The following is a 12,274-nucleotide window of genomic DNA, read 5'->3' as shown; positions in this document are numbered from 1 at the left end:
GGGCCGGCCGGTACGCGGGCGGCGGGTGGCGGGTCGGCGGGGGCCCGACCCGCGGAGCCCGGAGTCGGGGCGGGTCGGGCGGCGGGACCTGGTCAGGGCTGGAAGCCGTCCGGGAGCAGCCGGGCCAGCGCACGCACCGCCCGGTACTGCAGAGCCTTGATGGCGCCCTCGTTCTTGCCCATCGCGCGGGCCGTCTCGGCCACCGAGAAGCCCTGGAGGAACCGCAGCACGATGCACTCCTGCTGCTCCGGGTTCAGCTGGGTGACCGCGGTGAGCAGGGCGACGTTGGTGATGTGCTCGACCACCGCCGCCTCCGGGCTGCCCTCCGGCCCCCGGTCCTCCCGGTCGGCGTCGAGCACGTCGCCGGTGGTCACCTCCAGCCGGTAGCGGCCGGACTTGAAGTGGTCGGCGACCAGGTTCCGGGCGATCGTCACCAGCCAGGCGCCGAGGTCGCGGCCCTGCCAGGTGAAGCTGCCGATCCGCTTGAGCGCCCGCAGGAAGGTGTCGGAGGTGAGGTCCTCGGCGAGCTGCCGGTTGCCGACCCGGAAGTAGACGAAGCGGAAGACGGTGTCGACGTACCGGTCGTAGATCAGGCCGAACGCCTCGGCCTCGCCGGCCTGGGCCCGCTCGACGAGCGTCCACACCTCGGTCGCCGGGTCGGACGGGTCGGGGCGGCTCGGGTAACCGGTGGCCGTGGTGGCCGGCGCCTCCGGGCGTACCGCCGGGATCACCGCCGTCTCGGCGGCCGCCGGGTCGGGCGCCGGGGCCTCGGCGGACCGCCGCCCCTGCGACGGCATCGTCGGCCGGGCCGGTACGGCCACCCCGCCGGCCGGCCGGGCGTTGCCCCCGGGCACCGCCGGGCGGGTCGGCGCCTCGTTCGGGTGCGGCCGGCTGCGGGGCCGGCGGGCCGCGCCGTCGCCCTGCACGGCCAGGCCCCACCTGTCCTCGGTGGAGGTCAACCGCTCGTTCACCGGCGTCCGGGGTGCCGGGCCGGTCAGGCCAGCCGGCTTGTCGGCGTAACCGAAGGTGGTCACCGTGCCTCCCCGCTGCGGTGGGCTGTCGGTCGCACCGCGCGCCACGGCACCGCCGGGGCGGGAGCGGGGCTGCCGTGGGGCAGCGCCGGTCCGGGACGTGCCGGCGGGCGGCAGATCCCCTTGAGGTGCTGGTCCAATGCGCTCACGGGCACGGGGGCCTCCTCGGGCTGAGGGGTGTCGACTCACGGCAAATGGGGTGAGCCGACCCGAGTGATGATAGGGCCAACGTCACCCACGCGTGGCAAGTCCGTTACACAGAGCGGAAGTATTTCCCCCGGCGACGCACACATGGCGGACCGGTTGTCCGTCGTGTGCGGTTGACTTTCCGAACCGGACCGGTTCGTGAAGGAAACTCCTGGTGGGACGGGTTGGGCGGGGGATCGTCGTACGCGGGGCGTGGCCCGGCCGCCGTCCGCTGTGCCAGACTCAGCCACCGTGCAGGACGCAGCAGACGGCTCCGCGCCGAACCTCGCCGACCGGCTCCGCCGGGTGGCCGCCGAGCGCGGCGACCATCCCGCCCTGATCGGACGTGAGCGCACCCTCACCTGGTCCGAACTGGACGCGGCGGTGGACGCCGTGGCCGCCGCGCTGGCCCCCACCGGCCCCACCGACACGCCGGACCGGGTCGCCATCGCGCTGCCCAACTCGATCGACTTCGTCCTCGGCCACCTCGGCGCGCTGCGGGCCGGGCTGGTGGCGGTGCCGGTCAACCCGGGGCTCACCGCCCCCGAGCTGCGGCACGTACTGGCCGACTCCGGCGCGGCCACCCTGATCTGCACGCCGGCGGTGCGGGACCGGGTCGCCGGGATCGCCGCCGGACTGCCGGCGCTGACCGCCGTGCACACCGCGCCGCCGACCGCCGCGCCCGCCGGTCCGCTGCGCCTCCCCGTCCGGGGCGGCGAAGACCTGGCGGTGCTGCTCTACACCTCCGGCACCGAGGGTCATCCCAAGGGCGCGATGCTGTCGCACCGGGCGCTGACCGCCAACCACGGGCAGATCGCCCGGATCGACCCGCCGGTGGTCGGGCCGGACGACACCGTGCTGCTTGCCCTGCCGCTGTTCCACGCGTACGGGTTGAACTCGGGGCTCGGGGCGGTGCTGCACCACGGGGCGACCGGGGTGCTCGTCGACGAGCCGGGTGCGGCCGGGGCGCTGGACCTGCTCGCCCGGCACCCGGTCAGCGTGCTGGTCGGCGTACCGCCGATGTTCCTGGCCTGGTCCACCGCGGACGCCGGCGCGCTCGACGCGGCGATGCGGTCGGTGCGGGTCGCGGTCTGCGGCGCGGCGCCGCTGGACCCGGCGGTCGCGGCCCGGTTCACCGAGGCCACCGGCCATCCGGTGCACGTCGGGTACGGCCTCACCGAGACCGCGCCGGTGCTCACCTCCACCCTGGTCGACGGCGAGCCGAAGCCCGGTTCGATCGGCCGGCCGCTGCCGGGGGTGGAGCTGCGCCTGGTCGGCCCGGACGGGGCGGACCTGTGGCGGGACGGCGTGCCGGAGCCGGACGAGGACGCCGACGAGCTGGACCTGACCGACGACTCGCCGGGCACCGACCCGGGCGAGATCGTGGTACGCGGGGCGAACCTCTTCTCCGGCTACTGGCCGGACGGTCGGGGTGGCCCGGACGCCGACGGCTGGTGGGCCACCCGGGACGTGGCCTACGCCGACTCCGACGGCGACCTGTTCCTGGTCGACCGGCTCGGCGAGCTGATCCTGGTCAACGGCTTCAACGTCTATCCGCACGAGGTGGAGCTGGTGCTCCAGGCGCATCCGGCGGTGGCCGAGTCGGCCGTCCTGGGCGTGCCGCACCCGCGGACCGGCGAGACTGTGCGGGCGTACGTGGTGGCGGCGGCGGACCGGCCGGTGACCGAGGCGGAGCTGCTCGCCCACTGCGCCCGCAACCTGGCCCGCTTCAAGTGCCCGACCGGCGTCGAGTTCGTCGACACGCTGCCGTACTCCGCGATCGGCAAGGTACGCAAGACCCAGCTGCGTCCGGCCCCGGCCGGCGCCCGCCCGCCGGCTGAGGCCGACCGCTCCACGGAGGTACCCGATGTCCACTGACGCCCGGCTCGCCCTGATCACCCGGCCCGGCTGCCACCTCTGCGAGGACGCCCGCGCGGCGATGGACCGGGTGGTGGCGGTCACCGGTGACCGGTGGGTGGAGAAGGACGTCACCGACGACGTCGAGCTGGAACGCGAGTACGGCGACCGGCTGCCCGTGGTGCTGCTCGACGGCAAGGAGCACGGCTACTGGCGGGTGGAGGAGGACCGGCTGCTGCGTGACCTCACCACCCCGCAGCTCTGACCGGCCGGTTACCGTGCACGGATGACCCCTGCGCGCCACCACCTGGTGTGGGACTGGAACGGCACCCTGCTCAACGACCTGGACCTGGTGGTCCGGGCGACCAACACGGCGTTCGCCAGCGCCGGCGGCCCGGCCGTGACCGCCGACGAGCACCGGATCCGGTTCCGCCGGCCGATCGCCGACTACTACGCCGAGATGCTCGGTCGGGCGGTCGACGCCGAGGCGTTCGGCACGCTGGACCGGATCTTCCACGACGCGTACCGGGCGGGGCTGACCAGTTGCGCGCTGGCCGACGACGCGACGGCGGCGATCGCTGCCTGGCCGGGCAGCCAGTCGCTGCTGTCCATGTGGTTCCACGACGAGCTGGTGCCGACCGTGCACACGTACGGGCTGACTCCGCACTTCGCCCGGGTCGACGGGCTGCGCTCGGCGGTCGGCGGTGGCCCGAAGGCGGAGTGGCTGGCGAAGCACCTCGCCGAGCTGGGCCTGTCCGGCAGCGAGGTGGTGCTGATCGGGGACTCGGTCGACGACGCCGACGCGGCGCTCTCGGTCGGCGCCCGCTGCGTTCTCTACACCGGCGGCCTGACCCACCCGGAAACCCTCCGCACCACCCCCCACCCCGTCGCCGACACCCTCACCCAGGCGGTGACCCTCGCCCGAACCCTCCCCTGACCCCCTCGGCAGCCCGCGGTGCCGGGTGGGTCAGGGGTGGAGGTAGGTGAGGACGGCCTGGACGCGGCGGTGGTGGGTGGTGGGGTCGGGGGAGAGGCCGAGCTTGGTGAAGATGTTGCGGACGTGCTTCTCCACCGCACCGTCGCTGACGACCAGGGTCCGCGCGATGCTGGTGTTCGAGCGGCCCTCGGCCATCAGGGCCAGCACCTCGCGCTCGCGGGGGGTCAGCGCGGCCAGCGGGTCGTCGCGGCGGCGGCGGACCAGCAGCTGGGCGACCACCTCCGGGTCCAGCACGGTGCCGCCGGCGGCCACCCGGGCCAGCGCGTCCAGGAACTCGTCTATCGCGGCCACCCGGTCCTTGAGCAGGTAGCCGATCCCGCCGCCGCCGGCGCCGCCGGTGGTGGCCAGCAGGTCGTCGGCGTACGACACCTCGACGTACTGGGAGAGCACCAGGACCGGCGTACGCGGGACCAGCCGGCGGGCCGTGACCGCCGCCCGCAGCCCCTCGTCGGTGTGCGTGGGGGGCATCCGGACGTCCACCAGCGACACGTCCGGCCGGTGTTCCACCACCGCCGCCACCAGGGCGTCACCGTCGCCGACCGCGGCCACCACCTGGTGCCCGAACTCGGTCAGCAGCCGGACCAGCCCCTCCCGGAGCAGTACGGCGTCGTCCGCGATCACCACCCGCATGCCCACGGTGTCTACCACCTCGCGCCGCCGGGCCCGCCGCAGCCCGGGTCGGGCCGGCGCCGCCGCGCCCGGGGGCCGGCCGGCCGGAGCCCGCTCACCGGGGCAGTTCGACGTGCAGCGCGGTCGGGCCTCCGGCCGGGCTGGTCAGGTCGAGCGTGCCCCCGACCGCCCGGACCCGGTCGGCGAGCCCGGCCAGGCCGTGCCCCTTGGCCAGGTGCGCGCCGCCCATCCCGTCGTCGGTGACCTCGACCTCCAGCCGGCCCAACCGACGGGTGACGGTGACCCGGCTGGTGGTCGCCCCGCTGTGCTTGGCGACGTTGGTGAGCGCCTCGGCGACCACGAAGTAGGCGGTGTTCTCCACCGCCGGGTCGAGCCGCCCGGTGGGCGTGCAGAGTTCCGGGTCGACGGCCAGCTCCACCGGGGCCAGGGAGCGGCCGGCCAGGGCGGCCAGTGCGCTGGGCAGGCCGCGGTCGACGAGGATCGGCGGGGCGATGCCCCGGGACAGGGCGCGCAGCTCGTCGAGGGTCTCCCGGGCCTGGGTGACGGCCTCGTCGAGGGTGCGGCCGGCCGCCTCCGGGTCGGCGGCGAGCTGGTGCCGGGCCCGGCTCAGGTCCATGGCGAGGCGGACCAGCCGCTGCTGCGGGCCGTCGTGGATGTCGCGTTCCAGCCGGCGCAGGGCGGTCGCCTCGGCGGAGGCGGCGGCCCGCTTCTGCTCCTCCAGGGTGCTGATCCGGTTGCGTACCTCGGCCACGCCGGTGAGCAGGGCCCGGGCGAAGGATGCCTGGAGCAGCGCGCAGCCGCGGGCCATCAGCGGCAGGGTGAGCAGGGCGAACAGCCCGATCGCGGTGTTCAGCGCGATACGCGCGGTGGCGCCGTCGCCCATCCCGAGCAGCTGACTGAGGTCCTGGTCGTCGGGGCCCCGGGGGATGGCCCAGTCGTACGCCCAGTAGAGCGTGCCGGTGAGCGCGAGCGCCCACCAGACCACCAGGGGTACGAGGGTGAGCAGCGCCACGGGCAGCTTGAACAGCCCGTGGGCGAGATCGAGCCAGGACTGCGCGTCGCGCATCGGGATGAAGACGCGGCGCCAGTAGCCGCCCCCGGCCGGTGGGGCCAGGTAGTCGGGGCGTACCCGGGGCTGGCGCAGCACGGCGGGGAGCCGGAAGCGTTCGACGTCGGCCAGCGCACGCGCAACGTAGAGGGTGCCGGCGAGGACGGGCAGGCCTAGCGTGGTGACCAGAAGGCCGGCGCTGAGTGAGATTCCCACCACGGCGGCGGCGAAGCCAGCGATCGCGAGCGGCAGGCCGAGCAGCACGTACCCGGAGTCCCGGAGGAGTTGGCGGGCGGTGCCGCGCAGCGGCGTCGGAGCGGACAGGGGTACGGCGGTCATGTGCTCAGGCTAGGAGGGTTGTCCGTTTCGGCCCATCCTGTGGGCCGGTGTATCGGGGGTGGGGTTGTCCCTACCTGCCTCGTCGGCGTCGGTGGTCGGTCGGCTTCCGGGCTCCGGTCACTCTGCGCGACGGCGCGCGCGCGATTGGTCAGAGAAGTCGTAATTGAGCAATAATCGCCGAGCGGCGCCGGCGGAGGCCGCCGGATCGATCTTGTGGAATGGAGGAGCTGGTGGAGGGGCGTCGCGGATCAGCAAGATCGCGATTTGTGCACGTCTTCACAAGCGCCTACTCTGTAGTTCCGACGCGCCCCGCTAGCACGACCGACAACCTCGGTCGCGAGCGGGGGTCCCGAAACGGCCGGGCACCGGAGCTGGCCGAGGATCGCACCGCACGGAGTCTCATGAGTCAGCACCGTCACCCTGGCGCGCCCGGCCGCGCCGGTGCCGTACCGGCGCTTCCGGACCTGCCGGAGGCGACCGTCGCGCGGCTCCCGGAATACCTCCGAGCCCTGCACAACCTCGCCGAGGCCGGGCACGAGACGGTCTCCAGCGAAGGGCTGGCCGGTGCCGCCGGGGTGAACTCCGCCAAGCTCCGCAAGGACCTCTCCCAGCTCGGCTCGTACGGCACCCGGGGCGTCGGCTACGACGTCACGCTGCTGATCGAGCAGATCGAGTACGTCCTCGGCCTGACCCAGCGCCGCGCCGTGGCCCTCGTCGGCGTGGGTAATCTCGGTCACGCCCTGGCCGGCTACGACGGCTTCGCCAGCCGTGGCTTCCGGATCGCCGCGCTGCTCGACGCCGACCGATCCCGGATCGGCGAGATCATCAACGGGCTGGTCGTACGCCATGTCGACGAACTGCCCCGGGTCGCCGCCGAGGAGTCGATCGCGATCGGCGTGATCGCCACCCCGGCCGCCGCCGCCCAGGGCGTCGCCGACCAGCTCGTCGCCGTCGGTGTGACGAGCATCCTCAACTTCGCGCCGTGCGTACTCTCGGTTCCGGAAGGGGTCGACGTGCGCAAGGTCGACCTCGCCATCGAGTTGCAGATCCTGTCCTTCCACGAGCACCGCAAGGCGTCGCTGACCGCGCTGCCCGCCGCCGGCGGGTCCGGCCTGACCGCCCTGCCCGGTCGGCTCGCGGCCACCGACACCCAGGAGGCGATCGGCACGTGAAACTGCTCGTCGTCGGCGCGTCCTACCGCACCGCCCCGGTCGCCACCCTGGAGCGGCTGGCGGTGGCCCCCGCCGAACTCACCCGCACCCTGGACCGCCTGGTCGCCCAGCCGTACGTCGCCGAGGCCGTGCTCGTCTCCACCTGCAACCGGGTGGAGGTCTACGCCGCCGTCTCCGGCTTCCACGGCGGCCTCGGCGACATCTGCGCCGTCCTCGCCGAGCAGGCCGGCGCCCCGCCCGCCGCCCTGGCCAACCACCTCTACGTGCACTACGACGCCGCCGCGGTCGACCACGTCTTCCGGGTCGCCGCCGGCCTGGACTCGATGGTGGTCGGCGAGGCGCAGATCCTCGGCCAGCTGCGCGACGCGTACCACTGGGCCGCCGGGGCCGACTCGGCCGGCCGGCTGGTCCACGAGCTGATGCAGCAGGCCCTGCGGGTCGGCAAGCGGGCACACGCCGAGACCAACATCGACCGCGCCGGCCAGAGCGTGGTCAGCGCCGCGCTCGACCTGGCCGCGGGGCACCTCGACGGCGACCTCGCCGGCCGCCCGGCCATGGTCGTCGGTGCCGGCGCGATGGGCTCCCTCGGTGTGGCGACGCTCTCCCGGCTCGGCGCCGGGCCGCTCACCGTCACCAACCGTGGCGCCGATCGGGCGGTACGCCTCGCCGAGTCGTACGGTGCGAACGCCGTGCCGATGGCCGAACTCGTCGACGCACTCGCCACAGTGGACATCGTAGTGGCCGCCACCGCGGCCACCGAACCGGTCCTCAGCCTCGACGTGGTGACCCGGGCGCTGGCCCGGCGCGCCGCCGACCGGGGCCCGCTGGTCCTGCTCGACCTGGCCGTGCCGCGCGACGTCGAGGAGGGTGTGGCCGAACTGCCCGGCGTCGAGGTGATCGACATCGACCGGATGGCCACCGTCCTCGCCGGCGGGCCGGCCGCCGCCGACGCCGCCGAGGTCACCCGGATCGTCACGGCCGAGGTCGAGGCGTTCCTGTCCTGGCTGCGCGGCGCCGACGTGGCCCCCACCGTGGCCGCCCTGCGCGGACGCGCCGACGACGTGGTCACCGCCGAGCTGCGCCGGCTCGCCCAGCGCCGCCCCGACTTCACCGACGAGCAGCGCGCCGACGTCGCCCGCACGGTCCACCGGGTGGTGCAGCGGCTGCTGCACCAGCCCACCGTGCGGGTCCGCCAGCTCGCCGCCGAGCCCGGCGGCGACCAGTACGCCGCGCTGCTGCGCGAGCTGTTCGACCTTCAGGTTCCGCAGACCTCCCCGGTCGACACCGTCCCCGACGTCGTCGAGGCCGAGGGTGTCGCCGGGTCCGAGGCCACCGGCCGGCCGTCCTTTCCGGTGGCCGAGGTCCCGGCCGCCACGCCGGTCAGCGGCACCGTCGTCCCGTCCACCGGAGGTGAGCGATGAGCACCCCCTGCGCCTGGGCACCCGGGGCAGCACCCTGGCGATGGCCCAGTCCGGTCAGGTCGCCGACGCGCTGACCGCCGCCACCGGGCGTCCCGTCGAGCTGGTCGAGGTGGTGACCGCCGGGGACCGTTCCTCGGCCCCGGTGCACCGGCTCGGCGTCGGCGTCTTCGTGTCGGCCCTGCGTGACGCGCTGACCGCCGGCACCATCGACCTCGCGGTGCACTCCTACAAGGACCTGCCCACGGCGGACGCGCCCGGCCTGCACATCGCCGCGGTGCCGCCCCGGCAGGACCCGCGGGACGCGCTGATCGCCCGCGACGGCCGAACGCTGGCCGAGCTGCCCCCGGCTCGCGGATCGGCACCGGCGCGCTGCGCCGCATCGCCCAGCTGCACGCCCTCGGCCTCCAACTGGAGGTGACGCCGATCCGGGGCAACATCGACACCCGCCTCGGCGGGTCGTCGGCCCGGACGCCGACCTGGACGCGGTCGTCCTGGCCCGGGCCGGTCTGGTCCGGATCGGTCGGCCGACGTGATCACCGAGACGCTCGACCCGATGCTCATGCTGCCCGCGCCCGCCCAGGGCGCGCTGGCGGTGGAATGTCGCAGCGACGACCACGACCTGGTCGAACTGCTCGCGGTGCTCGACCATGCACCGTCCCGGGCCGCGGTCGTCGCGGAACGGGCGCTGCTGGCCACCCTGGAGGCCGGGTGCTCCGCGCCCGTCGCCGCCTACGCCATCATCGCCGAAGGCGAGCCAGCCAGCTCGGCCGCCGAAGGCGACGTTGTCGAAGAGATCTACCTGCGCGGGCGGTGATCAGCCCGGACGGCACCCGAGACCTCCGGCTGTCCCGCACCGGTACGCCCGCCGACGCGGCGGAGATCGGCAAGGCACTCGCCGCCGAACTCCTCGAACTCGGCGCCGACTCGATCCTCGGCCAAGAAGGACACGCCGGCCCGGGGACCCAGCAATTTGGGAGCACAGAATGACCCGCACCCGTAAGCCCGTAGGCCGCATCGCGTTCGTCGGGCCGGCCCCGGCGACCCGGGCCTGCTGACCCGCCGGGCGCACGACGCCCTGGTCGACGCCGACCAGGTGGTCTACGACCGGGGGGTACCGGAGACGCTGCTCGACGCCGTACGCGCCGAGGCCCGCGAGGACGCCCAGTTCACGCCGGCCGAGGGCGCCCGGTGACGTGGCGAAGGTGCTCATCTCCGCCGCCCGGTCCGGCCTGAACGCGGTGCACCTGGTCGCCGGTGACCCGTTCGGCCACGACTCGGTGGTCAAGGAGGTGCAGGCGGTCGCGCGTACCGCCGCGCACTTCGAGGTGGTGCCGGTGTCGGGCAGGCCGAGGGTGGCCACCTACGCGGGTGTCCCGCTGCCGGCGTACGCACCGCCGCCGACGTCGAGGACGTCAGCACGCTCGACTTCGACGCGCTCGCCGCCGCGGTCGGCCGGGGCTCGCTGGCGCTGGCCATCGACGCCGGTGACCTGGCCGCGGTCCGGACGGCCTGCTGGCCGCCGGGGTCGACGGCGGCACGGGCGTCGGGGTGACCGGCGACGGCACCGGCGAGACGCAGTACACCACCACGTCGACCGTGGACTCCTTCGTCGCGGCGGCGCTCGGCTTCACCGGCCGGTGGTGCTCACCGTCGGCGCGGGCGTCGGCGAGCGGGACAAGCTGAGCTGGTGGAGAACCGCCCGCTGTACGGCTGGAAGGTGCTGGTGCCCGCACCAAGGAGCAGGCCGGGCGATGAGCGCGCGGCTGCGCGCGTACGGGGCGATCCCGTGCGAGGTGCCGACCATCGCGGTGGAGCCGCCGCGTACCCCGCCAGATGGAGCGGGCGGTCAAGGGCCTGGTCGACGGCCGGTACGCCTGGTGATCTTCACCTCGGTGAACGCGGTCCGCGCGGTCTGGGAGAAGTTCGCCGAGCACGGCCTCGACGCCCGGCACTTCGGCGGCGTCAAGATCGCCTGCATCGGCGAGGCCACCGCCGACGCGGTGCGCGCCTTCGGCATCCAGCCGGAGCTGGTGCCGGCGGGCGAGCAGTCTCCGAGGGCCTGCTGGCCGAGTTCTCGCCGCACGACGAGATCCTCGACCCGGTGGGCCGGGTGCTGCTGCCGCGCGCCGACATCGCCACCGAGACCCTGGCCGCCGGGCTCACCGAGCGCGGCTGGGAGGTCGACGACGTGACCGCGTACCGGACCGTCCGGGCGCCCCGCGCCGCCGAGATCCGCGACGCGATCAAGTCGGGCGGGTTCGACGCCGTGCTCTTCACCTCGTCCTCCACGGTCCGGAACCTGGTCGGCATCGCCGGGAAGCCGCACGCCCGCACCGTTGTTGCAGTCATCGGGCCAAGACGGCGGAGACCGCGACGGAGTTCGGCCTGCGGGTCGACGTCCAGCCTCAGCACGCCTCGTGCCCGACCTGGTGGAGGCGCTCGCCGCCTACGCCGTCAGCTGCGCGAGAAGCTGCCGCCATGCCGCCAAGCAGCGCCGTGGTTCGAAGGTGCAGGGCCGACCGCCCTCCGCTTCCGCTGATCGTGGTTCGCTGATCGTTGCCGGAGCCTGTCATGCCGTACCCCGAGATCCGGCCCCGCCGGCTGCGTCGCAACGCGGCGTGCGGCGGCTGGTCGCCGAGACCCGCGTCGACCCGGCCGAGCTGGTCGTGCCGATGTTCGTCAAGAGGGCTGACCGAGCCACGGCAGATCGCGTCGCTCCCGGGGTGCTCCAGCACTCCCGGACTCCCTGCGCAAGGCCGCCGCGGAGGCGGTCCAGGCCGGGTCGCGGGATCATGCTCTTCGGCGTGCCGGAGTCCGGGACGAGACCGCTCGGCGGGATCGACCCGCGGGCATCCTCAACGTCGCATCCGCGACGTCGTCGCCGAGGTGGGTGACGCCACCGTCGTGATGAGCGACCTCTGCCTGGACGAGTTCACCTCGCACGGGCACTGCGGGTGCTCACCCCGGCGGCGAGGTGACAACGACGCCACGCTGACCGCGTACGCCGAGATGGCGTGGCCCAGGCCAACGCCGGGTCCACGTGGTCGGGCCGTCCGGATGATGGACGTCAGGTGGGCGTGGTCCGCCGGCCTGGACGCCGCGGGCCACCAGGACGTCGCCGTGCTGGCGTACGCCGTGAAGTACGCCTCCGCGTTCTTCGGCCGTTCCGGACGCGGTGGAGTCGTGCCTGGAGGGCGACCGGCGCAGCTACCAGCAGACCCGGCGAACCTGCGGGAGTCGCTGCGCGAGGTCGAGCTGGACGTGGCCGAGGGCGCCGACATGGTGATGGTCAAGCCGGCCCTGCCCTACCTCGACGTGGTGTCGGCGGTCCGGGCCGCGGTCGACGTCCCGGTCGCCGCCTACCAGGTCTCCGGCGAGTACGCGATGGTCGAGGCGGCCGCCGCGAACGGCTGGATCGACCGGGAGCGGGTGATCCTGGAGACGCTCACGTCGATCCGGCGGGCCGGCGCGCAGATCATCCTCACCTACTGGGCCGTCGAGGCCGCCCAGCTCCTCCGCCAGCGTTACTGACGCACGCCGGCCGCCCTGCGGGTGGCCGGCGAGATCACGCTGCCGCGCTCCGTGGCGTGCCC

12 protein-coding genes and 2 pseudogenes are annotated in these 12,274 nt (G+C 74.5%); 11 read left to right on the top strand and 3 right to left on the bottom strand.

Annotated features, from left to right (window positions below):
* Positions 1-92: 92 nt before the first annotated feature.
* Positions 93-1,034, bottom strand: a complete 942-nt coding sequence (locus GA0074704_RS00055; RefSeq protein WP_088968588.1) for an ECF subfamily RNA polymerase sigma factor, BldN family — start codon at positions 1,032-1,034, stop codon at positions 93-95.
* A gap of 435 nt (positions 1,035-1,469) precedes the next feature.
* Here GA0074704_RS00055 and GA0074704_RS00050 point away from each other — a divergent pair, with 435 nt between their 5' ends.
* Genes GA0074704_RS00050 through GA0074704_RS00040 form a run of 3 tightly spaced genes read left to right on the top strand, consistent with a single transcriptional unit; the run spans position 1,470 to position 4,011 of the window.
* On the top strand, positions 1,470-3,095 hold the full coding sequence (locus GA0074704_RS00050; RefSeq protein ID WP_088968587.1) for an AMP-binding protein: 1,626 nt from the start codon (positions 1,470-1,472) through the stop codon (positions 3,093-3,095).
* Complete coding sequence (locus tag GA0074704_RS00045) at positions 3,085-3,339, top strand: glutaredoxin family protein (protein WP_088968586.1); 255 nt, start codon at positions 3,085-3,087, stop codon at positions 3,337-3,339. Before GA0074704_RS00050 ends, GA0074704_RS00045 begins: the two co-directional genes overlap by 11 nt.
* A gap of 21 nt (positions 3,340-3,360) precedes the next feature.
* On the top strand, positions 3,361-4,011 hold the full coding sequence (locus GA0074704_RS00040; RefSeq protein ID WP_088968585.1) for an HAD family hydrolase: 651 nt from the start codon (positions 3,361-3,363) through the stop codon (positions 4,009-4,011).
* A gap of 30 nt (positions 4,012-4,041) precedes the next feature.
* On the opposite strand, the gene GA0074704_RS00035 is transcribed toward GA0074704_RS00040, so the two are convergent.
* Positions 4,042-4,701, bottom strand: coding sequence for a LuxR C-terminal-related transcriptional regulator (locus GA0074704_RS00035; RefSeq protein WP_088968584.1), 660 nt, complete (start codon positions 4,699-4,701; stop codon positions 4,042-4,044).
* A gap of 94 nt (positions 4,702-4,795) precedes the next feature.
* Positions 4,796-6,088, bottom strand: a complete 1,293-nt coding sequence (locus GA0074704_RS00030; protein ID WP_088968583.1) for a sensor histidine kinase — start codon at positions 6,086-6,088, stop codon at positions 4,796-4,798.
* A gap of 401 nt (positions 6,089-6,489) precedes the next feature.
* Between GA0074704_RS00030 and GA0074704_RS00025 the strand changes: the two genes are divergently transcribed.
* The 8 genes and pseudogenes from GA0074704_RS00025 (at position 6,490) to GA0074704_RS00005 (ending at position 12,212) form a co-directional block, all read left to right on the top strand.
* A complete protein-coding gene (locus GA0074704_RS00025) occupies positions 6,490-7,260 on the top strand; it encodes a redox-sensing transcriptional repressor Rex (RefSeq protein WP_088968582.1) in 771 nt (256 codons plus the stop codon).
* Positions 7,257-8,681, top strand: coding sequence for a glutamyl-tRNA reductase (locus GA0074704_RS00020; protein ID WP_088968581.1), 1,425 nt, complete (start codon positions 7,257-7,259; stop codon positions 8,679-8,681). The genes GA0074704_RS00025 and GA0074704_RS00020 overlap by 4 nt, the downstream gene beginning before the upstream one ends.
* 40 nt (positions 8,682-8,721) lie before the next feature.
* Positions 8,722-9,668: pseudogene (gene hemC / locus GA0074704_RS00015) on the top strand (hydroxymethylbilane synthase).
* A 61-nt stretch (positions 9,669-9,729) separates the two neighbouring features.
* Positions 9,730-10,000 (top strand): annotated as a pseudogene (locus tag GA0074704_RS29820) (SAM-dependent methyltransferase); the annotation flags it as partial.
* Between the two features lie 229 nt (positions 10,001-10,229).
* Entirely contained in the window at positions 10,230-10,364 is a 135-nt protein-coding gene (locus GA0074704_RS29815) for a hypothetical protein (RefSeq protein WP_408632004.1), read from the top strand.
* A gap of 68 nt (positions 10,365-10,432) precedes the next feature.
* Positions 10,433-10,873 carry a uroporphyrinogen-III synthase gene (locus GA0074704_RS29810; protein WP_408632003.1) on the top strand — a complete coding sequence of 147 codons (441 nt, stop codon included), beginning with the start codon at positions 10,433-10,435 and terminating at the stop codon, positions 10,871-10,873.
* Positions 10,783-11,220 (top strand): uroporphyrinogen-III synthase, encoded by a 438-nt coding sequence (locus tag GA0074704_RS29805; RefSeq protein ID WP_408632002.1) that lies wholly within the window; start codon positions 10,783-10,785, stop codon positions 11,218-11,220. Before GA0074704_RS29810 ends, GA0074704_RS29805 begins: the two co-directional genes overlap by 91 nt.
* Before the next feature lie 32 nt (positions 11,221-11,252).
* Positions 11,253-12,212 (top strand): porphobilinogen synthase, encoded by a 960-nt coding sequence (locus GA0074704_RS00005; RefSeq protein WP_269458909.1) that lies wholly within the window; start codon positions 11,253-11,255, stop codon positions 12,210-12,212.
* Positions 12,213-12,274: the final 62 nt, after the last annotated feature.

Origin of the sequence: Micromonospora siamensis, from assembly GCF_900090305.1 — a bacterium.
GTDB classification, from domain to species: domain Bacteria; phylum Actinomycetota; class Actinomycetes; order Mycobacteriales; family Micromonosporaceae; genus Micromonospora; species Micromonospora siamensis.
This window is presented reverse-complemented; position numbering and strand designations above follow the sequence as displayed.

Excerpts from the sequence above, each read along its gene's own strand:
- GA0074704_RS00035 (WP_088968584.1), bottom strand. The coding sequence starts at position 4,701 with ATGCGGGTGGTGATCGCGGACGACGCCGTACTGCTCCGGGAGGGGCTG.
- GA0074704_RS00040 (WP_088968585.1), top strand. The coding sequence starts at position 3,361 with ATGACCCCTGCGCGCCACCACCTGGTGTGGGACTGGAACGGCACCCTG.
- GA0074704_RS29810 (WP_408632003.1), top strand. The coding sequence starts at position 10,433 with ATGAGCGCGCGGCTGCGCGCGTACGGGGCGATCCCGTGCGAGGTGCCG.
- GA0074704_RS00045 (WP_088968586.1), top strand. The coding sequence starts at position 3,085 with ATGTCCACTGACGCCCGGCTCGCCCTGATCACCCGGCCCGGCTGCCAC.
- GA0074704_RS00030 (WP_088968583.1), bottom strand. The coding sequence starts at position 6,088 with ATGACCGCCGTACCCCTGTCCGCTCCGACGCCGCTGCGCGGCACCGCC.
- GA0074704_RS00005 (WP_269458909.1), top strand. The coding sequence starts at position 11,253 with ATGCCGTACCCCGAGATCCGGCCCCGCCGGCTGCGTCGCAACGCGGCG.
- GA0074704_RS00025 (WP_088968582.1), top strand. The coding sequence starts at position 6,490 with ATGAGTCAGCACCGTCACCCTGGCGCGCCCGGCCGCGCCGGTGCCGTA.